Below are 22,020 nucleotides of genomic sequence, written 5' to 3'. Positions count from 1 at the left end.
CCCGGGGTTTTTCCCCCTCGCGGGGGCGCTCCGGCGGCTGGGGTATGGCAAACAACACCCCCCCCCCCGCCTGCGCCGCCACGGCCCTGTACGTCAACAACGCGCTGATCGACGCCACCGGCGACGTGCTGATGCCGGCCTACTACATGATCGCCGGATCCGTGGTCGGCCTGATCGCGCTGTTCTTCGTCGTCGAGACCGCGGGCAAGTCGATCCGGGGCACCGAGATCCCGGGTACGCCGGAGTCCGAGGCTGAGCTCGCCGAGCTCGACAGTCTCGACAAGTCCGTCTGACCGGCGGCGGCCGCCAACAAGCGGGCCGGGCGCTTCCCACGCCCGGCCCGCTCGCGGTCCATCCACTCGCCGTCGACCCGACCACATGCAATGATTGTCAACAATCAAACTCTTTCTCGGTGACCTATCGGAGACCACGTTGACAGTGACATCGAGCTTCGAACCCGTGCACAGGGAGTCGACGGCCTCGGTCATCGCTCGCCAGCTGCGTACGGCGATCATGGAGCGCACCCTGCAGCCCGGTGCGCAGCTGAGCGAGACCGCGCTCTCGGCCCAGTTCGGCGTCAGCCGCGGCCCGCTGCGTGAGGCGATGCAGCGCCTGGTCCAGGAGGGCCTTCTCCGCAGCGAGCCCAACCGCGGGCTCTTCGTGATCGAGCTCGACGAGGCCGACATCCGAGACGTCTACGTGGCCAGGGCAGCCGTCGAGGGCGCCGCCGCCACGATGATCGCCAAGGCGCGGGTGCCCGCGGCGCTGCGCGAGCTCCGCGCGGCCTGCGACGCGATGACCACGTCGCTCGAGCTCGGCGACCCGGCCGCGCTCAGCGATGCCGACTTCCACTTCCACGACGTGCTCGTGCAGTGCTCCGGGAGCCGGCGCCTGGCCCGGATGCACCAGACCCTGATCGTCGAGACGAGGATGTGCCTGACCGCGCTGGAGGGCACCTACCAGCAGCCGCTGGAGCTGGTCGAGGAGCACAACCAGATCGTCGCCGCCATCGAGGCGGGCGACGTGAAGCTGACCCTCAAGCGCGTCGAGCTGCACATGGATGAGGCGCTGCGGCGCCTCATCCACGCCGAGGACGACGACAACCAGGCCTACATCTAGGCCTACATCGCGATCCCGACGTACTTCGTCTCGAGGAACTCCTCGATCCCGGTACGCCCGCCCTCCCGCCCCAGTCCCGAGGCCTTGACGCCGCCGAAGGGCGCGGCGGGGTTGGAGACCACGCCCTGGTTGAGCCCGACCATGCCGGACTCGAGCGCCTCGGCGACCCGGAGGCCACGGCGCAGGTCGTTGGTGAAGAGGTAGTTGACCAGGCCGTACTCGGTGTCGTTGACCGCCTCGACCACCTCGTCCTCGGTGTCGAACGGGGTCAGCGGCGCGACCGGCCCGAAGATCTCCTCGCTGCCCATCTTCGCGGACGCGGGGACCCCGGTGAGCACGGTCGGCGGGTAGAAGTAGCCCGGCCCGTCGGGGGCGGTGCCGCCGGTCAGCACCCGGGCGCCGCCGGCCACCGCGTCGTCGACGAGGGTCTGCACCTTCTCCCTGGCCGCCTCGTCGATGAGCGGCCCGACGCGTACGCCCTCCTCGACGCCACGACCGACAGGCAGCTCGGACATCGCCTTGGCGAGCCGGTCGCCGAACTCCTCGATGACCGAGCGCTGCACGAAGATCCGGTTGGCGGCCGTGCACGCCTCCCCCGTGTTACGCATCTTCGCGGCCATCGCGCCCGCGACCGCCTCGTCGATGTCGGCGTCGTCGAAGACGACGAAGCCGGCGTTGCCGCCGAGCTCCATGGACGTACGCAGCACCTTCTCCGCGCTCTGGGCGAGCAGCACGCGCCCGACCGCCGTGGAGCCGGTGAAGGAGAGCTTGCGGATCACGCCGGAGCGCAGCAGCGGCTCGGTCAGGTCCCCCGGCTCGGTGGTCGGCAGAATGTTGACAACCCCCTCCGGCACGCCTGCCTCGCGCAGGATCTCGCCCAGCGCCAGCATCGAGAGCGGCGTCTGCTGGGCCGGCTTGACGATGCTCGTGCAGCCGGCCGCGATCGCCGGCCCGATCTTGCGGGTGCCCATCGCCATCGGGAAGTTCCACGGCGTGATCAGCAGCGCCGGTCCGACCGGCTGCTTGGTGATCAGGAACCGGGAGCCGCCGGCAGGCGCGGACTGATAGCCACCCTCGATCCGCACCGCCTCCTCGGCGAAGTGGCGGAAGAACTCCGCGGCGTACGCGATCTCGCCCTTCGCCTCGGCCAGCGGCTTGCCCATCTCGAGCGTCATCAGCAGCGCCAGGTCGTCGATCCGCTCGTGGAGGAGGTCGAAGGCGGCCATCAGCATGTCCGCGCGGGCTCTCGGCGCGGTCGCGGCGAACTCCGCCCGCGCGCCCGCCGCGGCCTCCAGCGCACGCGCGCCGTCCTCGGGCGTCGCGTCGGCGACCGCGCAGAGCACCTCCCCCGTCGACGGGTCGAGCACGTCGAACGTGGCCCCGTTGCTCGCATCCACCCACCGGCCGGCGACAAGAAGCCCCTTGGGCACCTCCGCCACGACCCGCGCCTCGTTCGGTTCTCCACTCATGCCGCATCGACCTCCGGGGTTGGCATCCGGCCGTCCGGGCTGACAGCCGGCGAACGCTGGCCTACTCTAGTAGCCAGTCGGATTGTCGACAATCAACAGGAGTCCACGGTGGCCAACCTCTCCCCCATCCTCAAGCAGGCAACCCCGGTCGTGGCGGCTCGCGGTGAAGGCGTCCAGCTCTTCGACGAGGACGATCGTCGCTATCTCGACTTCACCGCCGGCATCGGCGTGACCAGCACGGGCCACTGCCATCCGAAGGTCGTCGAGGCCACCCAGCGCCAGATCGCCGACCTGATCCACGGTCAGTACACGACGGTCAGGCACCGCCCGCTCCTCGACCTGGTCGACCGCCTCGGCCCCGTCCTCCCGGCCGGTCTCGACAGCCTCTTCTTCGCCAACTCCGGCTCGGAGGCGGCCGAGGCCGCGATCCGGCTGGCCCGCCAGGCCACCGGCCGGCCCAACATCGTCGTCTTCCACGGCGGTTTCCACGGCCGCACCGTCGCGGCCGCCTCGATGACCACCTCGGGCACCAAGTTCCGCGCCGGCTTCAGCCCGCTGATGGCCGGCGTCGTGGTCTCCCCCTTCCCCGACGCACCCCACTTCGGCTGGCCGCAGGAGCAGGCGACCGAGTTCGCGCTGCGGCAGCTCGACTACACGCTGCAGACCCAGAGCTCCCCGGCCGACACCGCCGCGTTCCTCGTCGAGCCGGTCCTCGGCGAGGGCGGCTACGTGCCCGCCGACAAGGCTTTCCTCGATGGCCTGCGCGAGCGCGCCGACAGGCACGGGATCCTGCTCATCATCGATGAGGTGCAGACCGGCTTCGGCCGCACCGGCGAGTACTGGGGACACGACCACTTCGGCTCGCGTCCCGACATCATCATGACCGCCAAGGGCCTGGCCTCCGGCTTCCCGCTGTCCGCGATCGCGGCGAGCGAGGAGCTGATGTCGAAGGCCTGGCCCGGCTCGCAGGGCGGCACCTACGGCGCCAACGCCGTCGCCTGCGCCGCGGCCCTGGCCACCCTCGACGTCATCGAGGAGGAGGGTCTGGTGAAGAACGCCGCCGAGCGCGGCGCCGAGCTCCGCTCCGCCCTGGAGCAGGTCGCGAGCAAGCACGAGGCGATCACCGACGTACGCGGCCTCGGGCTCATGCTCGGCAACGAGTTCCGCACCCCCGACGGCGAACCCGACGGCGCGACCGCCACCGCGGCCCAGCAGGAGGCTGCCCGGCGCGGCCTGCTGCTGCTCACCTGCGGCGCCTGGGGCCAGGTCGTGCGGTTCATCCCCGCCCTCGTCGTGGACTCCACGGCCATCGACGAGGCCGCCGGACTCTGGGCCCAGTCGGTCGACGCCGTCCTCGGCTGACTAATGACGTACGACCTCGAGCGACTGCTCCGCTGGGAGCAGGCCGGCGCGACCTGGGAGGCGATCTGGCCGCGCGCCGACGAAGTGACGATCGTGCTGTGCACCTGCGACAGCGGCGAGGAGGTCGACCGCTACACCTCGGCGGCGGCCGACCTGCTCGACCACGTGAGAAGCCACGCCGAGGGGTGACATCCGGTCGGCCGCCGGCTCGGCGTCGCGGCTCAGCGCAGGAAGCAGAACACGAACACGGCCACACACAGGACCAGCGACAGCGACGCGTTGAGGGCGAGGTTGCGGCCGAAGTCGCGGGCCCGGACGTGCGCCGAGACGGCGCAGACGAAGTAGACCACCAGCGCGGCGCTGGTCAGCGCCCCGACGTACGGCACCCACACCCCGGCGACCAGGCCGGCGGTGGCGGCGACCTTGACCCACGGCATCACCGGCCACAGCGCCCGCGACAGCCCGACGTCGGTGAAGCACCGCGCGATGAAGCCGACCGGCTTGAAGCACATCGCCGCATCGCCGATCTGGATCACCGCGAGCAGAACGACCGGCCACCACGGTTCGGGAACGTCACGGACGTACGTCGCAACGACCCCGCCGAGATCGTTCTGCCCGGCCGCGTAGATCCCGGTGACGACGAGCGTCGCGACCGCCAACGCGAGCCCGCCGGTCGCGCGACCCAGGCTCCGGTCGCCCACCCGCAGGTGTGCCCCGATCGCGAGCACGAAGAAGGCCACGAACCCGGCAGCCGCGACGAGCCCCACCGCAGGCACCGCGAGCCCGACAAGCAGACCGAGGAAGCCCAGAGCGTAGGAAGCGCCGATCGGGAACCTCAACCATTCCATCGGCACCGAGAGCCGTTGGGCCTCGCTCACGGGTATCCGGTGTCCGGTCAGGTTGAGCACCGCCCCGCCGAGGGCGGCGATCGAGGCGATGAGGGTCAGGGCGAGATAGGTAGCCGTCATGGCCATCCAGACACCACGGGCCGGTCATCTGTGACGCCCAGGGGCTACCTGCTCAGCAGCCCCGCAACCGCGCCGAGCCCCGCAAGCCCGGCGTCCCGCACCGCCACGACCGGTCGGTTCTCGACCTGGCCGAGCACCCCGACCAGCCGCGAGGCCCGCACCAGGCGGGATGTCGCGGGCCTCCGGGTGCGGTCGTACGCCACGAGCGCGCTCTCGACACGAGCGTGACCGGCGAGCTGCGCAGCCAACACGGCGGCGTCCTCGATCGCGGCGCAGGCGCCCTGGCCGAGATTGGGGGTCGTCGCGTGCGCGGCATCACCGAGGAGCGCGATCCGCCCGTGGTCGAACCGCCTCAGCGGCAGCCGCAGATCGCAGATGTCTCCGCGGAGCACGGCGCTCGGCGGGGTCGCCGCCAACAGCTGCGGGATCGGCTCGTGCCAGTCGCCGACGAGCGCGGTGACGTCGGCGTGGTGGTCCCCACCGGTCTCCCCGGCCGGCCGGTTGGCGGTCACGAACCAGTAGGTCCGGCCATCCACCAGCGGGACGTAGCCGACGCGCACCCCGGTCCCCCAGGTCTCCCCACCCGTGGTCGAGGCCTCTCCCGGCACCGGCTCCGCGGTCACGCCGCGGTAGGCGGTGTAGCCGGCATAACGTACGTCCTCGCACTGGTGCAGCTCGTTCCTGATCGTGCTGCGGATCCCGTCGGCGGCGACCACCACGTCGGCCGGGCCGCGGCCGTCGACGTCGTCGAGATCGGCCAGACAGGTGACCGTCACCCCGGTGCGTACCTCGATCCCGTCGCGCGTGCCCAGCTCGGCCACCAGAGCCTCGTGCAGCCGGGCCCGATGCACCATCACCGGAGTCCGCTCTGCGGCTTCGGCACCCACCTTCGCCAGCCAGCGCCCGTCGGGCCGCCGCAAGCCGGCCTGGATCGCCGGCCGGGTCCCGTCCACGAGGCGGTCCGCGACGCCGAGGTCGGCGAGGATCTTCCACGCCCGCGGCCAGATCGAGAGGCCGGCCCCGACCTCGCCGAGCTCCGGCGCGCGCTCCAGCACGCTCACCTGCCATCCCACGCGCGACATCGCGAGCGCCGCGGTGAGCCCTCCGATCCCCGCACCGACCACCAGAGCACGCCGACCCGCTGAGCTGTTCACGCCACGAATCTAACCGGATGAGTATTCGCACTCATGCGCGCGGCGCCTCGATCGGGGAGGCTGAGGACATGAAGCTCCTCGTACGTCTCGCCGCGATCCTCGGCGCCAGCCTCCTCTACTCGCTCGTGATGACCAACTTCTTCCCCACCGAGGACGCCGACATCGGTGCCGGCCTGATCTACTTCGCGGCCCTGATCGTCGTCTCCGGAGCCTGGGGCCTGTGGGACGGCTACCACTCGACCGTCCTGCCGCCCGTGTTCGTGCGCTGGGCTGTGGTCGCTCTCGTGGTCGGTCTCAGCGGCCCGCTCAAGATCTGGTTCGAGGAGGGCCGAGACGTCGGCGTCCTGCTGAGCGACCTGCGGTACCTGACGCCGTTCGTGGCGGGGCTCGTCCTGGCTCCCGCGGCGGTCGGGATCGCGCTCGGCTACGCCCTCAACAGCCGGGACCGGAGCCTGCCGGGGAACGCACCGCACCACCCGTCCCTCTAGGCTCTCCCCCAGCAACCGACCCAGGAGGAGCCCGCATGACCACCTTCCGCGAGGCGATCGAGGCCAAGGACATGGATGCCGTCGAGGCGATGCTCGCCGACGACGTCGTGTTCACCAGCCCGGTCGCGTTCAAGCCCTACCCCGGCCGGGCGATCACCGCGGCGATCCTGCGTGCCGTGGTGAAGGTGTTCGAGGACTTCACCTATGTCCGCGAGATCCATGACGGCGCCCACCACGCCTACGAGTTCACCGCCAAGGTCGACGGCCTCGAGCTCAACGGCTGCGACTTCCTCACCTACGACGAGGAGGGGAAGATCGTCGACTTCAAGGTGATGGTCCGCCCGCTGCGCGCCGCCGAGGCCCTCGCCACCCGGATGGGCGAGCAGTTCGAGGAGATCAAGGCCGCCGCGATGCGGGGCTGAGACCGGCTACTCGGCCGATCGGCCCTCGCGCCGCTTCTGCTGCCGCTGCTGCGCCTCGGGCAGGAACTTCAGGCACGGCGCGTCCGCCTCAGGGTGCTTCTGCATGAGGTGGAAGATCCATCGGTCCATCGCCGCCATGAAGCCGTTGTCCTCGCCGGAGCGGTAGGTCGCCCACTTGATCCGGTCCCTGACGACACACTCCGTGCAGGTGATCTTGTAGACGAACTGCTCCTGGGCGTCGAGATCGATCCTCACCGTGGCCAGGGGCCCGGCCTGCGAGGCGGCCTTCCGCTCACGCGCGGACCTGCTCGCTGTCATGCTGCACCTCGTTCTCGTCGGGAGGGAAGCGTACGTCAGGCAGGCCGGACGGTTCGCCGCAGCACCCTCATGGGGCTCCGGCCGCCACGTCAGCTGATCTGGAAGACGAGCCCCTTGTCGCCGACGGTCACGATCAGCACGTTCCCGTTGAGCTCGACGTGGTCGGTGGTCTGGTCGTCGACGACCGCGAGGACAGCCTCCTCGTTGAGCCGCGCGGCGCCTTGGCACCTGCCGCGCGTCACGGTGGCGGGGCCGAAGGCGATCTGGTCGTCCACGACTCGCACGGTCGTGCGTCCGCTGTTGCAGCCGGTGAAGAGGCGGGAGAGCCCATCCTGACCGACGGTCAGCCACGGGCGGCGCGTGTTCACCGGGAGCCGCGCGGTGGCACCGTCGGCGATCGTGCCGACGACCGTCCAGACACTGCCGAGCAGGGTGTCGAGGGGTGGGGCGGAGGTGCTGGCGAACTGGATCGTGACGGCTCCACTGGTCAGGGTCAGGGCGGACCCATCGCCCGTGCCCTGCATACCGTTGGTGAACTGGTCGGTCAGCCACCGATCCTGCTCGTCAAGCTCCGGTGAACAGGCCATCCTCGAGCTGGCCGGCGGCTCGGTCCAGGCGAGGGTCCCGTCGGTCACGGCATACGGGCCGAACAGTGTGTTGCACCCGGCCGACACCGACATCGTGTCGTCCTCGAACGCCAGCTGGATGGTCGACCCCTCGACCAGGTCGTGGCCCTCCACCGAAGTGGACTTGTACGTCGCCCCGTCAAGGGCCGCTGCCTTCACGGCCGCCGGCGACTCGTCCGCGGTCGTGGTCGGCTCCTCGCCCGACGTGTCACCGGAGTTCCCGCAGCCGGTGAGCACGCCGAGGACGAGGACGAGGACGGCCCCGAGCACCAGGACGTCCACGCTCCGCCGGACGGCCATCAGAACGTCACCGGGTCGCGGACGATCGGGCAGCTGCCGCTCGGATTGGTACACGTCGCCTCCGGTCTCGATACCCGCAGCGAGTCCAGGGCCCAGAGCCATGGCGACCACGTCGACGAACGGGGTCGAGCCTTCGTCGATGACGTCGACGCCGGGCGCGGGGTGGAGGAGGCGACTTGCCGCGCTGATGTCGTAGGCAGGATAGACCCAGTCGCCCTGAAAAGTTAAGGGTGGCGACCCGGCGTCCATTTGTCCGAAGAACCCTGCTCCCAGTGAGTTCGAGCGCGGTGGCCAGAAAGACGATGCCCGCAGGACTGGAGTGGAGGCGAATCATGGTCGCGGTGTGCTAAGCGTTCTTCATGTCGATCTTTCGCGACTCACAGCCTGATCAGCAGCACTCGGCGGCTCGTCAATGATTGACGCCCTGCTGGTCATCGGTGGGCTCCTCGCCCTTCTCGGGGGCGCAGAACTCGTCGTCCGTGCCGGGACGGGCCTGGCCACCAGGCTCGCAGTTCGCCCGATCATCATCGGGCTGACCGTCGTGTCGGTCGGTACGAGCGTGCCCGAGCTCGCTGTCGGGATCGACGCGGCTCTCAACGGCAGCCCGAACCTCGCGATCGGCAACATCGTCGGCACGAACCTCATCAACTTTCTGTTCATCCTCGGACTCAGCGCCCTGCTCATCCCGATCGCAATCGACCGAAGGACGCTCAAGTTCGACCTGCCCGCGATGATCGCGGTGACGCTCGCCCTCTTCCTCATGGCCCTCGACGGCGTGCTCACTCGTCTTGACGGCGCCCTCCTGCTGGCGGGCGCCGTCGCCTACACCCTAGGTCTGATACGTGTCAGCCGGCGCGAGACAGCGGACGTCGAGGAGGACTACACGGGCGCTGTATCGGCGTCCTCGGAGCGTGGGCTGACACGCATCGGCCTGTCTCTCGTGCTCGGACTCGCCTTGGTCGTCGGCGGCGCCGAACTGCTCGTCGAAGGGGCTGTCTCCGCCGCCCACGCGTTAGGCGTCAGCGACGCGGTCGTCGGGCTCACGGTCATCGCGATCGGCACGTCCGCGCCCGAGCTCGTCACCACCATCATGTCGACTGTGCGGGGCGACCGAGATATCGCGATCGGCAATCTCCTTGGATCAAGCATCTACAACATCGCGGCAGTGTTGGGCCTGACCGTCCTGGTCGCACCTCACGGCGTCCCAGTCTCCGAGGAGGTGCGCAACGCCGATCTCGTCCTCCTCGTGGCCACCATGGTGGCCGCGTTGCCAGTTCTCGTGAGCGGTGCCCGGATCACCCGAGCAGAGGGTGGGCTGTTCGTAGCCACCTACATCGGCTACCTGACGTGGCTACTCCTGACACGTACCTGACCTTTGACCACGCCCCCGTCAGCAGGCGGTGACCACGTCGAAGCGGCCGCCCGCCGACTCCTGGAGGGTCGTGACGGTCGCGTCGCCCTGGCCCAGGTAATCCTCCGAGACCTCGGCGTAGAACGGGTTGTAGGGGTTGGCGCCGTACGAGTGGGCGCGCCCGGCTGCCTGGTGCTGGGCGTTGGTCGCCGAGCCGCAGTAGAGGCCCGGCTCGGTCGGCGGGTCGGTCGGCTCCTCGGTGGGCGGGTCCGTCGGCGGGTCGGTCGGCTCGGTGCCCCGCTCGACCCGACGATTGTTGTCGAAGAAGAAGTCCGTGACGTACGCCGGGTAGTCGATCGAGTTCGTCGTGACGTACGAGCCACCGGGGCCGCCGCCGGCCGGCCAGTTGTGTCCCATCCCGGTGTTCTGGATCAGGGACACACGCGGACCGTTGCCGTCCGACCACAGCGTGCCGGCGCCGGCGGTGTTGTTGCCGGCCAGGCCCGCCAGGGAGAAGGACGACTGCGACCCGGCGCCGTAGATCCCGGCCATGACCTGCGCGTTCAGGGTGTTGTAGCCCGGCGCGACGGTGGTGTCGTTGGAGCCGTAGATCACCGAGGTGAGCTGGCTGCCGAACCCCGACGAGGCGGAGCCGGCGAACGTCCGGCAGGTGTTGGTCACCTGCGACTGGGTCACCGCCACGGACCCGATCTGCCCCGACGTCGTCCCGACCGAGGGGCCGGCGTTGATCCCGATCCCGGCGAACACGTCGGGCGCGAGGCAGCCCATCACCATCGTCTCGCCGCCGCCCGAGGACAGCCCGGACAGATAGACCTGGTCGGGGTCGATGTCGAGGGCCGGATCGGCGAGCAGGTCGCTGACCAGCTGGAGGAGGTTGTCGTCGTGCCGCCCCGGCGAGGTCCGGGAGTGGTTGCTGTCGTAGTAGTCCCAGCACCCGAGGAGTACGCCGCCGTTCGGTGCCGCGGGGATCGCCACGACCATGCCGCGCGCCTCCGCGGTCGCGGCCCAGTTGCCGCCATCGCGCAGGGCGGCCGAGGTCTGGACGCAGCCGTGCAGACTGACCATGAGCGCACGCCCGGTGCCGAGCGTCGGCGCGGTGCCGGGGACGTACAGCTGCGTCGTCATCCCGCCCGCCGTCCGAGCAGTCCACGCACCGGCCGCGGCGGCGGTGTCGCTCGGCGGGGCGACGGACAGCACCGCACCGCCAGCCAGCACCAGTCCGAGCCCCGCGAGCGCGGCGCCGATCCGTCGTTGTCGGAACCTGGGCGAGATCCGTGACCCGAGACGCATGACCGATCCTCCTGTGGGAACCCCGCCCGCCGCCTCCCGGCAGGCAGATCGACGGTAGATGTGACGGTCACCACAGGTCTATGTCGACCGGGCCCACATTCCGGCGCTCGGACGTGTCGATCCGGCGCCGCTCACCGGTAGAGCTCCTCGTCGATGCTCGCCAGCCGCGACGGATGGACCCGCTCCCCCAGCCCGTAGAACTGCTGGAAGCTCATCACCAGCGGCCGCCAGCGATCGGGGTCGATCCGATGGGCGTGGCCGTCGAGCCGCAGCTCCGGTGCGACCCGCACCGCAGTCACCGCGACCTCCACGGCGAGCAGCTTCGGCTCACCGAGGTCATGGAGCGCCGCAACCGTCCCCTCGATGTGCACCGGGCACTCCGCCACCGACGTCGGCAGCACCGTGTCGGATCCGTACGCCGTCAGCCCGGCGTGCGCATACTTGTCGGCCACGTGCACATACCCGCGTTCGGCCTTCGCCGACGACATCGCCGCATTCCCCGTGGTCAGCGCGAGCCGGTCGACCTGGGTGACCAGGTCGACGCCGGGCAGGTTCAGCACGATCTCGGGCCGGCCCCTCAGATTGCGCGCCGTCTGCGACGAAGCGCCCATCCCGAGGACCGCCGTACGGCCCAGCCAGAAGACCGACGACATCGGCATCAGGTTCGTGGTGCCGTCCTCGTTGAGAGTCGCGAGCAGCACGACCGGCGTGCCGAAGTAGAGGATGGCCGGATCGATGTCGACATGCGTACCCATGCCTCGAACCTAGGGTGCGACGCGGCCGACTTCCGGCGGGTATCCGACGACGCAGTCAGGGGCGTCGGGTGAACCGGATGGTGCCATCAGGTAGTCGCTCATGGACATACGCCGGAGCGTGCGCCAGACGATGGTGATGCGGACACAGCAGGGCCCCGTCCTTGAGGTCGGTCTTCCCGCCGGCGGCCCAGGGGTCGAGGTGGTGGGCGTCGCACCACTCCGGGGGCATGTCGCAGCCCTCGGCTTGGCAGCACTTCTGCTGGAGCCGGAGTGCTTTGCGCTGGATGGGCTGGAAGAACCGGCTGGCCCGGCCGGCGTCGAGGACCTCGCCGTCTCCGCCCAGCACCCAGGGGATGATGGTGGCGTTGCACGCCATCCGCCGTGCTTCAGCGGCGGTGATCGTGGTCCCGTTGGTCTCGTCATAGCCCAGGGTGGCGGTGCCGAGGTCCTTGCGGAGCTCGTCGAGGGAGATCACCACGTTGAGAGTGGTCGCATCCCCACCGTGGCGGGGCAGGGCGGCGGGGTCGATGGTCTCCAGGAGCCGGGTGAACCCCTGTCCCATGAGTCGTTCCCACGGCGGCAAGGCCGCGCCCTTGGTGACGAGTTGTTGTTTGCGGGGTTGGGCGTAGGCCTCGACGAGTCGTTTGAACCGCATCCCGATCGAGGTCGGCAGGACCCCGTCGAACCCGACGGTTCCGTCGTGGTTGTCCCAGACCCGGAGCGCGGTCTTCTGTTGGGCGCGTTCTTCTTCGTCGAGGAGGGCCTTGGCTTCGGCGTCTTCGAATCGGGCGGGGTCGACTTCGGTGAGGATCTTCCGGCCGACGATGCGGAGCTCGTTCGCCGTCATTTGGGTCGCGTAGTCGACGAGCAGCTTTTCGGCCAGGGCCAGGTCCTCGGCACTCGCGAGGGGGTCGGCATGGACCTTGTCCAACGCCCGGGTGATGACGCGGGCCTTGTCCAGAGACACCACGCCTTCGGCCAGCCAGGCTGCGACGAGGTCGTACTTCGCCACCCCGGTCGCCAGCTTGATCTGCGACCGTGCCACGGCCTTGTCGAGGAGGAGCTCGGCGCGCATCCACGCGGAGGCATCCTTCGCACCGGTCTCCTCGGCGATGTCGCCCGCAGCAGCGAGCACGCGGAGCCTCACCGCGGCCTGCATGGCCTGGAGCGTCTCCAACCGCTCGAGCAGGTCCTTCTTCGTCGAGGTCCGCCAATAGGCAGGGTCGCTCGAGAGCAGGTCGCGGAGGGAGGATTCGACGGCCTGCAGGGCAGCGTCGATCGCGTCGCCGGGGTTGGTGCCCCAGGGGTCGATGTCGCGGCCGAGACTCATCGCTTACCCTCCCTCAGAGGTGTGTCGTGATGGGTCTGATTCTACGCCTTCGACGGATACCTAACCAGCCATAGGTGCAGGTCAACTGCCTTTTTCGCGGTAAGCGAACGTACTCGCTCCTGTGGATGGTAAGTGGCCCGAAGGGCCACCCCTCCACCCCCACAAGCCCCACGAATCCCAGCAAGAATCCTCCGCGCCACACCCGGGCCGCCGCCCCGATAGCCAGCCAAATCTTTCTCGATCTGGTCCGGAGTCCAGGACCGCGAAGCGGCCGGCGCAGCCGGCGGGCCGAAGGCCCGTCCTTGACGCCGGACCAGATCGAGAAGACCCTCAAGCAAGGGTCGGCGGCCCACCCCAGCCACGAAGAACAGCCACCCGCAAGATCACCCCCGCCAAGCCTTCCAGATCGCATCGAGCAGGACCTTGTCGTCCTTGCGCCGTTCGGCCTCGGACACCTCGATCTCGTCCCCAGCGCCGCGGAAGGTGACCACTCGCCTGTGGCCGTCGCGGACGGTGACCAGCCTCCCAGGATCGGCGAGTGGCTTGACCACGGCAACCATGTCGGGCACCTGGTCGATGGCAACGGTCACCGAGAAGTCGTCATCCGTGAACGTGAACGGCGCGTACGCGGCCAGCCGCGGCGCCGCCGCAACTCTCTCAGCGACCAGGTCGGGAGTCCCTGCGACCCGGTATCTCTCCCCGCCGGCGGTGCCGGAGATCGAGATCCGGCCGAGAGCGGCGGCCTCCGGCCGAGGGGCCACCACCGCGTACGCGGCGACGACGTCCTCCACGTCGACACCGCCGATCTGGAGGCCGAGGTCATCGCTTTGGACCGAACCGACAGAAGGCAGCTCTGCGAGATCGAGGACGAGCTGAGCGGCGGGGACGTCGCTGTTCCAGGCGCTGACCTTGCCGCCGCTGATGCTGACCTGCTGGCCCGGGGTCCCGCTGGCGAGCTCGTCGGCCGCGACCACATCCTCGCCGCGACTCATCTCCAGCACCAGCTCGCCGGGCCCGATCGCATAGCTTGCGACGTCGAACCGATCTCGGATCTCGCGCAGGCCGGCGAGCGCCTCCGTCATCGAGACCGCAGCGGGCAGCGCGTCGAGATGCTCCCAGGAGTCGGCAGCGTCGGTGACGCTCTGATCGCCTCCGTGCCTCACCAGCACACCGACGCTCTCACAGCCGGACGTCCTGCTCCGGAGCGTGACGAGCCCGCCATAGACCGTCACCGGATCGGCGCTCGCCTCGGCCTCGACGAGACAGGCCTGTGGCCCGGACCCATAGGCGATCAGAGCGCCGTGCAGGTCGGTGCGCTGCCGGACCTCGTCGAGCAGCCGCAACCCGCTCTCGTTGCTCTCCTCGGAAGGGCTCACCTGCAGATCGACGCGGTCGATCCGGAGATTCAGCTCGTAGTCGGGACTCTTCCCGGATACGTACGGCGCAAGGATCGCAGCGATCTCACCGGCCCGCGGCACGCTGATCCCGTCCTCCAGGACGATGGTTCCGCTGGCGTCACCCGCGAACGGCAGTACGTTGTTGCCCCCGACGTCGACGCGCTCGATGCCGTCGACATCCTGGAGCCGCTCGTTCAGCTCGTCGGCCAACTGGGTCCCCCGGTTGGCGGCACACGATGACGCCGTCAGCACCATCGCCAGGACCGCGACGACAGTCCGACTGTTCACAGCAATTCCTCTCACTCCCGAGACAAGGGTCATGTGCTCTCAGCGCTCGCTCTCGAACCACGTACGCAGCCGGGCGATGATCGCATCGAGGGAGCCGTCCTGAAGCGCACGGCCGAAGACGCCGTCGTTGAACCGCTCGCCGCGGACATAGACGGTCGCGAGGCGGGCGGCGTCTGCGACCGGCGCGGCCGAGAGGCGGGTAGAGTCGGCTAGGAGCGGGTTGCCGCGCATCCACTTCATCCAGTCGACGGTGGCGCCCGGGATCGAGCGGTAGAGCTGACGGACCCGGTCGCTGTAGACCGGATAGGGCATCTGGATCGCGCCACCTGCGGTCTTCTCGCCACCACCCCAGGCGAAGTCCCGGTCCTCAAGAGTCAGCGCATCAGCAACATCGAAGACCTCGAGCCACCTCTCCTCCGGCACGCTCCGCAGCTCGACCTCGATCTGGGCGTCCGCGGGATCGAGGGCCTGGTGGGCGCGGTCGAAGGTGTCGTACGCCTTCTGGTCGAAGAGCACCAGGCGCACCTCCTCGACGGAGGTCGGGGTGCGGGCAAGGGTCCACAGCGAGACGCACGCGGCCTCGTCGAGGGGGTAGCGGTAGACACCGGTCGAGATCGCCGGGAACGCCACCGTGCGCGCCCCGAGCTCGTCGGCCACCCGGAGCGACTCGCGAAAGCACGAGGCCAGCGGGCTGATGCTGTCCTGGCCTTCCGCGAAGATCGGGCCGACCGTGTGGATGACCCACCGCGCGGGCAGGTCGCCGGCGGTCGTCGCGACCGCCTGCCCGGTCGGCAGGCCACCACCCAGATGCCCCGCCCGCAGCCGCCGGCACTCCTCGAGGATCGCCGGGCCGCCGCGCCGATGGATCGCCCCGTCCACACCTCCCCCGCCCAGCAGCGAGGAGTTGGCGGCGTTCACGACCGCGTCGACCTGCTGCTCGGTGATGTCGCCGCGTACGACCGTGATCTTCACCCGGTCAATCTAGATGACCGCGGGCGGTCCATTCGGCGGTGTCTGTGCGCTGCCACGGCAGGCGACGAGGGTGTGCGATAGTGCTTCGGCGTAGGGGGTCACCTTCAGTCATCGATTCTGCCGATGCATTACCCCAAAAGGATTCGTTTGCCAGACGAACATGGCGGTCACGACCATGGGTGCTGCGCCTCACACCCTTTGGAGAATGAAACATGCCAGACCAGCCAGTCGTCGAGAAGCACACCATCGGCTACGTCCCACCCGAGGACCGCCATGGCAAGGTGCGTGACCTCTTCACCCTGTGGTTCGGGACGAACATCGCTCCCCTGCCCGTCGTCACCGGTGCCGCCGGCGTCACCGTCTTCGGGCTCGATCTGTTCTGGTGCGTCGTCGCCATCGTGGTCGGCCACCTCGTGGGCGGCGTCTTCATGGCGCTGCACTCGGCCCAGGGCCCGCAGATGGGCATCCCGCAGATGATCCAGAGCCGCGGCCAGTTCGGCTCCTACGGGGCACTGATCGTCGTGGTGATCGCGGCCGTGATGTACCTGGCCTTCTTCGCCTCCAACATCGTCCTCGCGGGCCAGTCGCTGCACGGCATCGCCGACCCGATCCCGGTCGAGGCGGGCATCGTCCTGGGGGCGCTCGGCTCGGGCCTGATCGCGGTGATCGGCTACAAGGTGATCCACTCGCTCAACAAGGTGGCCACCTGGGTCCTCGGCATCGGCATCGTGCTCGGCACCGTCGCGATCTTCGTCTCCGGCGTGCCCGCGGGCTTCTGGACGCAGGGCGGCTACAGCACCGCCGGGTTCCTCGCGACGGTCTCGCTGGGTGCCTTGTGGCAGATCGCGTTCGCGCCGTACGTCTCGGACTACTCGCGCTACCTGCCGGCGAGCGTCGGGGTGAAGGCGACCTTCACCGCCACCTACCTCGGCTGCACCCTCGGCTCGATCCTTCCGTTCACCTTCGGCGCGATCGTGGCGCTGGCGATGAAGCCGGGCGTCGAGGTCATGACCGGGGTCCGCGACACCACCGGCGCGTTCGGTACGCCGCTGCTCATCCTGTTCCTGCTCTCGGTGATCAGCCACAACGCGCTCAACCTGTACGGCACCGTGCTCTCGCTCATCACCTGCGTGCAGACGTTCCTCGCCAGGTGGATCCCGACCGCCCGCAGCCGCGTGGTGCTGTCGCTGGTGGTGATGGCCGCCTCGACGTACTTCGCCATCGGCGTCTCCGGCAACTTCATCTCGCACTTCGTCGACATCGTGCTCGCGCTGCTCGTCGTGCTGGTCCCGTGGACCGCGATCAACCTGATCGACTTCTACCTGATCCACCGCGGCAACTACGACCTCGACTCGATCTTCGCGGCCGACGGCGGCATCTACGGCCGCTTCAACGGCCAGGCGATCCTCGCCTACGTGATCGGCATCGTCGTCCAGATCCCGTTCATGGCGACGCCGCTCTACACCGGCCCGGTCGCCGACAAGCTCGACGGCGCCGACCTGAGCTGGATCATCGGCCTGGTCGCCACCGCGCCGATCTACTACCTGCTCGCGCGCGGCCGCAAGCTCGCCCCGAGCGAGCTGGCTCTCGCCTCGCACGCCTGAGGCACCCAGCACTCCCACGGCGGGGAGGTCGCGTCAGCGGCCTTCCCGCCGTCGTGCTGCCCGGCCCGAGGAGCGGACGAAGGCCTGGGCGCGGGCGGTGAGGCGTACGCCCTTCATCGAGGCCAGCACGACCTCGAGGGGCTCGACCGGGTCGCTGATCTCCAGAGTCACGATCTGCGCGCCGTCGTACGTCGTGTCGCTGGCCGGGCGCTGGTTGAGGACCGACCACCCCTGACCGTTGGCGACCATCGCCCGGACGGTCTCGAACCCGGCCGTGCGGTGGCGGATCCGGGGGCGGAAGCCGGCGGACTCGACGAGCCGCTCGAAGTACTGGCCGCTGTGCGGCAGGTCGAGGAGCACCATCGGCTCCTCCTCGAGCTCAGCGAGGGCGACCTTCTTGCGACGCGCCAGCCGGTGGTTCTTACCGATGAGGACGTACGGCGCCGCGAGGCCGACCTGGACGTGGTCGATGTCGTCGTCGAGGTCGTAGCCGTACATGAGCGCGAGCTCGCAGCTGCCCGAGCGCAGCGCGTTCTTGAGCGCGGCGTGCTCGTCCTCGACCACGGAGACGTGGATGCCGGGGTGGTCCTGCTCGCAGGCGGCCAGCAGCCGCGGCAGCTCGAACGGACCCAGGGTGGTGAAGCAGCCGATCGTGAGGTCGCCGACGAGCGCCTGGCCGGCGGAGCGCGCCACCTCGACCAGCTCGCTGGTGTGCACGAGGTAGCTGCGCAGCTCGCGGTAGAACTCCTCACCGGCGGCCGTCAGGGTCAGGCCGCGCGCATGGTGGCGGAGGAGGAGCTGGACGCCCAGCTCCTTCTCCAGCTGCGCGACGGCCGTCGAGACGGCCGACTGCGAGACCACGAGCTGGCGTGACGCGGCGGTCATGGAGCCCAGCTCCGCGGCTGCGGCGAAGTAGCGCAGCTGCGTCAGGGTGAAGGACGGCTCGGCCATGCGAGCCATCCTGCCCGAAGTCACTCTCGTTTCGCGCCGTTCTCGCCGTTCGCCCCGTACGCTCCGTTCGCCCCGTCGACACCGGAGGCGTCGAGGTTCGCGAGCGTCTCGGGGCGCAGCAGTGCATCGAGGACGACGGGGTCAAGGCCCCCGGTGGCAAGGGCGAGATCTCGCACCGCGCCGGCACCGCTCAGCGCTGCCTTGGCGATCTCCGCGGACTTGGCGTACCCGAGCAGCGGGGTCAGAGCGGTGGCGAGGCCGGCGTTGCCGGCGGCAGCGGCGGCGAGCTTGGCGGCGTCGACGGTGATCCCCTCGACGCACATCTCCCGCAGCGAGTCGAAGGCCGCGGCGGTCCAGGTGAAGCCCTGGAGCAGGCCGTGGGCCATCACCGGCTCGAACGCGTTGAGCTGGAGCTGGCCACCCTCGGCCGCCATGGTGACGGTGAGGTCGTTGCCGATCACCCAGAAGGCGACCTGGTTGACCATCTCCGGGATGACCGGGTTGACCTTGCCGGGCATGATGCTCGACCCGGCCTGGCGGGCGGGGAGCTGGAGCTCGGCGAGCCCTGCCTGCGGACCCGAGCTGAGCAGCCGGAGGTCGTTGCAGATCTTGGAGGCCTTGACGACGATCCGCTTCAGCACGCTGGAGACCTGCACGAACGCACCGGTGTCGCTGGTCGCCTCGACGAGGTCTCCGGCGCCGACAACCGGCAGCCCGGTGATCTCGGCGAGGTGCTGGACGGCCAGGCGGCGGTAGTCGGGGTGGGCGGTGATCCCGGTGCCGATCGCGGTGGCACCCAGGTTGATCTCGCACAGCAGCACACGCGAGTCGGCCAGCCGGGCCAGCTCCTCGCGCAGCGTGATGGCGAAGGCACCGAGCTCCTGGCCGACCGTCATCGGGACGGCGTCCTGGAGCTGCGTACGGCCGATCTTGGGGACCGCGCGGAACTCGGCCGCCTTGCGGGCGAAGGAGTCGGCGAGGGCCTCGGTGGCCTCGACCAGGCGGTCGATCGCGCCGACCAGGGCGAGGCGTACGGCCGTCGGGTAGACGTCGTTGGTGGACTGGCAGCGGTTCACGTGGTCCAGCGGGTGGATCTCGTCGTAGCTGCCGAACGGCAGGCCGAGGATCTCGAGCGCCCGGTTGGCGACGACCTCGTTGGCGTTCATGTTGGTCGAGGTCCCGGCGCCGCCCTGGATCACGTCGACGACGAACTGGTCGTCGAGGGCCCCGTCGCAGACCTCCTGCGCGGCGGCGGCGATGGCGTCGTGGCGACGGTCGTCGAGGAGGCCGAGCTCGTGGTTGGCGCGCGCGGCGGCGAGCTTGACCGCGCCGAGGGCCGCGACCAGCGAGCGGTGCGAGCCGACCGTGGTGCCGCTGATCGGGAAGTTCCGCAGTGCGCGGGCGGTGTGCACGCCCCAGTAGGCGGTCGCCGGGACCTCGAACGGGCCGAGCGAGTCGTGCTCGGTGCGGGTGGTCGGGGCGTCGATGGTGGTCATCGTGCGCTCGCCTCCCCGGCGACGTCGAGCGCGGTCCAGGCCAGCGCGGTCGCGGCATCGAGGAGCGCCTTCTCGGCGTCCCCGCCCACGCAGTGCGCGGCGAACTCGGGCTGGTGGTTGAGGGCGGTCCCGGAGTTGATGCCGACGTAGGGGTGGATCGCGTTCACGACCTGGGAGACGTTGCCCATGTCGGTGGAGGCCCGGTTCATCCGGCGAGCGGGGGTGCCCGGGTCGAAGACCCGGCCGATCTCCTCGGCATTGCGCCGGTACGCCGCCAGCGCGGGCGTGAAGGTGCGGAACTCGGCGTACGGCTTGCTCTCCGGTTCGACGGTGAGCGCCGCGCCGGTGGCGAGCGCGCCGGCCTCGAAGCAGCGCCAGACCTTCTCCTCGGTCTCGGCGAGCTGGGCCAGGCTCTCGGCGCGGACGTACCAGCGGCCCTCGGTCCGCGCGGGGATGGCGTTGGGCGCCTCTCCCCCGTTGGTCATCACGCCGTGCACGCGCACGGTCGGAGGCAGCTGCTGGCGGAGCAGGCCGATCGCGACCTGGGCGATGGTGAACGCGTCGGCGGCGTTGACACCCTGCTCGGGATAGGCAGCCGCGTGGGCCGCCTTGCCGCGGTACTCGACGTGCGAGTGCGAGACCGCGAACGGCTCCGCCTCGGCGACGTCGACCGGCGCCGGGTGCGCCATCATCGCCAGGTCGAGACCGGCGAAGGCACCACGCTCGAGCAGCTCGATCTTGCCGCCGCCGCCCTCCTCGGCCGGGGTGCCGTAGACCTCGATGGTCAGCCCGGCGGCGTCGGCCAAGGGCGCGAGCGCGCGAGCCGCACCGACAGTGATCGCGGAGATCAGGTTGTGGCCGCAGGCGTGGCCGAGGCCGGGGAGAGCGTCGTACTCGGCGCAGAGGCCGAGCCGGAACGGCCCGCTGCCGAAGGTCGCCAGGAACGCGGTCTCCAGGCCGAGGTAGGCCGGGGTCACGGTGAACCCGGCCTCCTCGAGGGTCTCGGCGACCCAGCGGGAGGAGTTGTGCTCCTCCCAGCCGGTCTCGGGGTTCGCGTGCAGCTGCTCGGAGAGCCGGATCAGGCGCTCGGCGTCGCGGCTGACGGTGGTGGCGGCGTGCTGCTTCATGCTCACTCGTCCCCGGGCACGCCGTAGGACGGTGCGGTGGTGGGGTCGAGGCCGCGGGTGACGTAGTCGTCGCGCTGCGGGAGCCAGACCTTCAGCAGGTCGCGGAGCTCCTCGACCGGGCGCTCGCTCCAGTCGACGCGGAGGTCGGTGACCCGCCACGCGACATCGCGTACGACGGACAGGCCGGCCGAGTGCAGCGGCCCGGCCTCACCGCCGGCGGCCAGCCCGGCCTCGAGCGCGGCGAGCAGCCGCTCCTCGAGGTCTCCGGTGGCGGCCTGGAAGCCGGCGACGACGGCGTCGACGACCTCGGTGCCGGCCAGCAGGTTGCCGGCTGCGACGACCTGCGGTGCGACGGCGTGGTGGTGGATGCCGAGCGACCCGGACCCGCTGTACGCGGCACCCTGTCCGTCGAGAGAGAGCACGGTCAGCTGGCGGTGCTCGATGTGCTCGCGGCCCTGGGTGACCGATGCCAGCGCGGCCCGGGCGTCGAGGCCCGAGGCGAGCGCGTCGAGCAGCTCGGTGCCCAGGCGCGGGTCGGTGATGTTCTGCGAGGAGGCGCCGCCGACGCCGGGGCGCAGGTGGACGCAGCGCGCGGCGACGGCCGGGCTGGAGGAGGTCACGGCGATGCCGACGGCGCCGTTGCCGTCGGTGGCGAGGACGGAGAAGGTCACTTCGTCACCTCGGGGATGACCGCGATCGCGTCGACCTCGACCAGCCACTCCGGACGGGCCAGGGCGGAGATCACCAGGCCGGTGGAGATCGGGTGCACGCCCTTGGTCCAGCGGCCGATCGTCCGGTAGACGGTCTCGCGGTAGCGCGGGTCGACGATGTAGATGGTGAGCTTGACCAGGTGCTCCATCTCGGCACCGGACTCCTCGAGCAGCATCTTGATGTTGGCCATCGCCTGCTCGGTCTGCGCCTCGACGTCGCCGATGCCGACCGACTCGCTGGTGTCCAGGTCCTGCCCGATCTGACCCCGCACGTAGACGGTGTTGCCCGCGACGACGGCCTGGCACAGGTCGTTGTCGAGGTTCTGCTCGGGGTAGGTGACGCTGGTGTTGAACGGGCGGATCCGGGTGTGTCCGCCGACGACGATGCTGCTGGGTTTGTTGGTCTCCACGACGACCAGTTCACCTCGTCGGCGAGCATGTGTCCAACAGATGTTTCCACGGACTACCGTCAATGAAACAGATGCAATGGCGGTGGCGGTGA

Annotated in this window: 23 protein-coding genes and 1 pseudogene; 8 read left to right on the top strand and 16 right to left on the bottom strand. The window is 70.0% G+C overall.

The window, feature by feature from the left end; translation table 11 throughout:
• Nucleotides 1-44 precede the first annotated feature (44 nt).
• Nucleotides 45-293 (top strand): hypothetical protein, encoded by a 249-nt coding sequence (locus ACFV9G_RS00595; protein ID WP_378723828.1) that lies wholly within the window; start codon nucleotides 45-47, stop codon nucleotides 291-293.
• Nucleotides 294-459: 166 nt separating this feature from the next.
• Nucleotides 460-1,119 carry a GntR family transcriptional regulator gene (locus ACFV9G_RS00590; protein ID WP_378723826.1) on the top strand — a complete coding sequence of 220 codons (660 nt, stop codon included), beginning with the start codon at nucleotides 460-462 and terminating at the stop codon, nucleotides 1,117-1,119.
• Between the two features lie 2 nt (nucleotides 1,120-1,121).
• Here ACFV9G_RS00590 and ACFV9G_RS00585 read toward each other — a convergent pair whose 3' ends face one another.
• A complete protein-coding gene (locus tag ACFV9G_RS00585; protein WP_378723823.1) occupies nucleotides 1,122-2,588 on the bottom strand; it encodes an NAD-dependent succinate-semialdehyde dehydrogenase in 1,467 nt (488 codons plus the stop codon).
• A gap of 108 nt (nucleotides 2,589-2,696) precedes the next feature.
• Between ACFV9G_RS00585 and ACFV9G_RS00580 the strand changes: the two genes are divergently transcribed.
• Together ACFV9G_RS00580 and ACFV9G_RS00575 are read left to right on the top strand one after the other, a co-directional pair.
• Nucleotides 2,697-3,950 carry an aspartate aminotransferase family protein gene (locus ACFV9G_RS00580; RefSeq protein ID WP_378723820.1) on the top strand — a complete coding sequence of 418 codons (1,254 nt, stop codon included), beginning with the start codon at nucleotides 2,697-2,699 and terminating at the stop codon, nucleotides 3,948-3,950.
• 3 nt (nucleotides 3,951-3,953) lie between these two features.
• Nucleotides 3,954-4,139, top strand: coding sequence for a hypothetical protein (locus tag ACFV9G_RS00575; protein WP_378723818.1), 186 nt, complete (start codon nucleotides 3,954-3,956; stop codon nucleotides 4,137-4,139).
• A gap of 32 nt (nucleotides 4,140-4,171) precedes the next feature.
• Here ACFV9G_RS00575 and ACFV9G_RS00570 read toward each other — a convergent pair whose 3' ends face one another.
• Both ACFV9G_RS00570 and ACFV9G_RS00565 read right to left on the bottom strand, forming a co-directional pair.
• Complete coding sequence (locus ACFV9G_RS00570) at nucleotides 4,172-4,924, bottom strand: DoxX family protein (RefSeq protein WP_378723816.1); 753 nt, start codon at nucleotides 4,922-4,924, stop codon at nucleotides 4,172-4,174.
• A 38-nt stretch (nucleotides 4,925-4,962) separates the two neighbouring features.
• A complete protein-coding gene (locus ACFV9G_RS00565; RefSeq protein WP_378723813.1) occupies nucleotides 4,963-6,072 on the bottom strand; it encodes an FAD-dependent monooxygenase in 1,110 nt (369 codons plus the stop codon).
• Nucleotides 6,073-6,089: 17 nt separating this feature from the next.
• Between ACFV9G_RS00565 and ACFV9G_RS00560 the strand changes: the two genes are divergently transcribed.
• The gene (locus ACFV9G_RS00560; RefSeq protein ID WP_378723811.1) at nucleotides 6,090-6,560 is read left to right on the top strand and encodes a hypothetical protein; all 471 of its coding nucleotides are present in this window, start codon (nucleotides 6,090-6,092) and stop codon (nucleotides 6,558-6,560) included.
• 35 nt (nucleotides 6,561-6,595) lie between these two features.
• On the top strand, nucleotides 6,596-6,982 hold the full coding sequence (locus tag ACFV9G_RS00555) for a nuclear transport factor 2 family protein (RefSeq protein WP_378723808.1): 387 nt from the start codon (nucleotides 6,596-6,598) through the stop codon (nucleotides 6,980-6,982).
• Between the two features lie 6 nt (nucleotides 6,983-6,988).
• Here ACFV9G_RS00555 and ACFV9G_RS00550 read toward each other — a convergent pair whose 3' ends face one another.
• Together ACFV9G_RS00550 and ACFV9G_RS00545 are read right to left on the bottom strand one after the other, a co-directional pair.
• Nucleotides 6,989-7,300 (bottom strand): hypothetical protein, encoded by a 312-nt coding sequence (locus tag ACFV9G_RS00550; RefSeq protein WP_378723806.1) that lies wholly within the window; start codon nucleotides 7,298-7,300, stop codon nucleotides 6,989-6,991.
• An 89-nt stretch (nucleotides 7,301-7,389) separates the two neighbouring features.
• Complete coding sequence (locus ACFV9G_RS00545; RefSeq protein WP_378723803.1) at nucleotides 7,390-8,475, bottom strand: META domain-containing protein; 1,086 nt, start codon at nucleotides 8,473-8,475, stop codon at nucleotides 7,390-7,392.
• Between the two features lie 163 nt (nucleotides 8,476-8,638).
• On the opposite strand from ACFV9G_RS00545, the gene ACFV9G_RS00540 reads away from it, so the two are divergent.
• Nucleotides 8,639-9,598, top strand: coding sequence for a calcium/sodium antiporter (locus ACFV9G_RS00540; RefSeq protein ID WP_378723800.1), 960 nt, complete (start codon nucleotides 8,639-8,641; stop codon nucleotides 9,596-9,598).
• A gap of 18 nt (nucleotides 9,599-9,616) precedes the next feature.
• Here the strand turns inward: ACFV9G_RS00540 and ACFV9G_RS00535 are convergent, their stop codons facing one another.
• From ACFV9G_RS00535 to ACFV9G_RS00510, 6 genes and pseudogenes are all read right to left on the bottom strand, one after another.
• Nucleotides 9,617-10,888, bottom strand: coding sequence for an alpha/beta hydrolase family esterase (locus tag ACFV9G_RS00535; RefSeq protein WP_378723797.1), 1,272 nt, complete (start codon nucleotides 10,886-10,888; stop codon nucleotides 9,617-9,619).
• 131 nt (nucleotides 10,889-11,019) lie between these two features.
• Nucleotides 11,020-11,643 (bottom strand): flavin reductase family protein, encoded by a 624-nt coding sequence (locus ACFV9G_RS00530; protein WP_378723796.1) that lies wholly within the window; start codon nucleotides 11,641-11,643, stop codon nucleotides 11,020-11,022.
• Nucleotides 11,644-11,698: 55 nt separating this feature from the next.
• Nucleotides 11,699-12,973, bottom strand: coding sequence for a DUF222 domain-containing protein (locus tag ACFV9G_RS00525; RefSeq protein ID WP_378723794.1), 1,275 nt, complete (start codon nucleotides 12,971-12,973; stop codon nucleotides 11,699-11,701).
• A 383-nt stretch (nucleotides 12,974-13,356) separates the two neighbouring features.
• Nucleotides 13,357-14,658, bottom strand: a complete 1,302-nt coding sequence (locus ACFV9G_RS00520) for a hypothetical protein (RefSeq protein ID WP_378723793.1) — start codon at nucleotides 14,656-14,658, stop codon at nucleotides 13,357-13,359.
• A 39-nt stretch (nucleotides 14,659-14,697) separates the two neighbouring features.
• Nucleotides 14,698-15,081: a DUF6508 domain-containing protein gene (locus tag ACFV9G_RS00515; protein WP_378723989.1), complete on the bottom strand. Its 384-nt coding sequence runs from the start codon at nucleotides 15,079-15,081 to the stop codon at nucleotides 14,698-14,700.
• Nucleotides 15,082-15,153: 72 nt separating this feature from the next.
• A pseudogene (locus ACFV9G_RS00510) lies at nucleotides 15,154-15,630 on the bottom strand (O-acetyl-ADP-ribose deacetylase); the annotation flags it as partial.
• Nucleotides 15,631-15,842: 212 nt separating this feature from the next.
• Between ACFV9G_RS00510 and ACFV9G_RS00505 the strand changes: the two are divergent.
• The gene (locus tag ACFV9G_RS00505; RefSeq protein WP_378723791.1) at nucleotides 15,843-17,234 is read left to right on the top strand and encodes a purine-cytosine permease family protein; all 1,392 of its coding nucleotides are present in this window, start codon (nucleotides 15,843-15,845) and stop codon (nucleotides 17,232-17,234) included.
• A 33-nt stretch (nucleotides 17,235-17,267) separates the two neighbouring features.
• Here the strand turns inward: ACFV9G_RS00505 and ACFV9G_RS00500 are convergent, their stop codons facing one another.
• Genes ACFV9G_RS00500 through ACFV9G_RS00480 form a run of 5 tightly spaced genes read right to left on the bottom strand, consistent with a single transcriptional unit; the run spans nucleotide 17,268 to nucleotide 21,928 of the window.
• The gene (locus tag ACFV9G_RS00500; RefSeq protein ID WP_378723789.1) at nucleotides 17,268-18,185 is read right to left on the bottom strand and encodes a LysR family transcriptional regulator; all 918 of its coding nucleotides are present in this window, start codon (nucleotides 18,183-18,185) and stop codon (nucleotides 17,268-17,270) included.
• A gap of 20 nt (nucleotides 18,186-18,205) precedes the next feature.
• Nucleotides 18,206-19,681 (bottom strand): aspartate ammonia-lyase, encoded by a 1,476-nt coding sequence (locus ACFV9G_RS00495; protein WP_378723786.1) that lies wholly within the window; start codon nucleotides 19,679-19,681, stop codon nucleotides 18,206-18,208.
• Nucleotides 19,678-20,808 (bottom strand): M20 family metallopeptidase, encoded by a 1,131-nt coding sequence (locus ACFV9G_RS00490; protein ID WP_378723783.1) that lies wholly within the window; start codon nucleotides 20,806-20,808, stop codon nucleotides 19,678-19,680. The genes ACFV9G_RS00495 and ACFV9G_RS00490 overlap by 4 nt, the downstream gene beginning before the upstream one ends.
• 2 nt (nucleotides 20,809-20,810) lie before the next feature.
• On the bottom strand, nucleotides 20,811-21,479 hold the full coding sequence (locus ACFV9G_RS00485; protein ID WP_378723781.1) for a DUF1028 domain-containing protein: 669 nt from the start codon (nucleotides 21,477-21,479) through the stop codon (nucleotides 20,811-20,813).
• A complete protein-coding gene (locus ACFV9G_RS00480) occupies nucleotides 21,476-21,928 on the bottom strand; it encodes a RidA family protein (protein WP_176883886.1) in 453 nt (150 codons plus the stop codon). The genes ACFV9G_RS00485 and ACFV9G_RS00480 overlap by 4 nt, the downstream gene beginning before the upstream one ends.
• Nucleotides 21,929-22,020: the final 92 nt, after the last annotated feature.

Origin of the sequence: Nocardioides sp. NPDC059952, assembly GCF_042730435.1 — a bacterium.
Lineage (GTDB): Bacteria > Actinomycetota > Actinomycetes > Propionibacteriales > Nocardioidaceae > Nocardioides.
This window is presented reverse-complemented; position numbering and strand designations above follow the sequence as displayed.

Excerpts from the sequence above, each read along its gene's own strand:
- ACFV9G_RS00540 (WP_378723800.1), top strand. The coding sequence starts at position 8,639 with ATGATTGACGCCCTGCTGGTCATCGGTGGGCTCCTCGCCCTTCTCGGG.
- ACFV9G_RS00585 (WP_378723823.1), bottom strand. The coding sequence starts at position 2,588 with ATGAGTGGAGAACCGAACGAGGCGCGGGTCGTGGCGGAGGTGCCCAAG.
- ACFV9G_RS00545 (WP_378723803.1), bottom strand. The coding sequence starts at position 8,475 with ATGGACGCCGGGTCGCCACCCTTAACTTTTCAGGGCGACTGGGTCTAT.
- ACFV9G_RS00550 (WP_378723806.1), bottom strand. The coding sequence starts at position 7,300 with ATGACAGCGAGCAGGTCCGCGCGTGAGCGGAAGGCCGCCTCGCAGGCC.
- ACFV9G_RS00560 (WP_378723811.1), top strand. The coding sequence starts at position 6,090 with ATGAGTATTCGCACTCATGCGCGCGGCGCCTCGATCGGGGAGGCTGAG.
- ACFV9G_RS00525 (WP_378723794.1), bottom strand. The coding sequence starts at position 12,973 with ATGAGTCTCGGCCGCGACATCGACCCCTGGGGCACCAACCCCGGCGAC.
- ACFV9G_RS00535 (WP_378723797.1), bottom strand. The coding sequence starts at position 10,888 with ATGCGTCTCGGGTCACGGATCTCGCCCAGGTTCCGACAACGACGGATC.
- ACFV9G_RS00595 (WP_378723828.1), top strand. The coding sequence starts at position 45 with ATGGCAAACAACACCCCCCCCCCCGCCTGCGCCGCCACGGCCCTGTAC.
- ACFV9G_RS00495 (WP_378723786.1), bottom strand. The coding sequence starts at position 19,681 with ATGACCACCATCGACGCCCCGACCACCCGCACCGAGCACGACTCGCTC.
- ACFV9G_RS00575 (WP_378723818.1), top strand. The coding sequence starts at position 3,954 with ATGACGTACGACCTCGAGCGACTGCTCCGCTGGGAGCAGGCCGGCGCG.
- ACFV9G_RS00570 (WP_378723816.1), bottom strand. The coding sequence starts at position 4,924 with ATGGCCATGACGGCTACCTATCTCGCCCTGACCCTCATCGCCTCGATC.
- ACFV9G_RS00530 (WP_378723796.1), bottom strand. The coding sequence starts at position 11,643 with ATGGGTACGCATGTCGACATCGATCCGGCCATCCTCTACTTCGGCACG.
- ACFV9G_RS00490 (WP_378723783.1), bottom strand. The coding sequence starts at position 20,808 with ATGAAGCAGCACGCCGCCACCACCGTCAGCCGCGACGCCGAGCGCCTG.
- ACFV9G_RS00555 (WP_378723808.1), top strand. The coding sequence starts at position 6,596 with ATGACCACCTTCCGCGAGGCGATCGAGGCCAAGGACATGGATGCCGTC.
- ACFV9G_RS00500 (WP_378723789.1), bottom strand. The coding sequence starts at position 18,185 with ATGGCCGAGCCGTCCTTCACCCTGACGCAGCTGCGCTACTTCGCCGCA.
- ACFV9G_RS00505 (WP_378723791.1), top strand. The coding sequence starts at position 15,843 with ATGCCAGACCAGCCAGTCGTCGAGAAGCACACCATCGGCTACGTCCCA.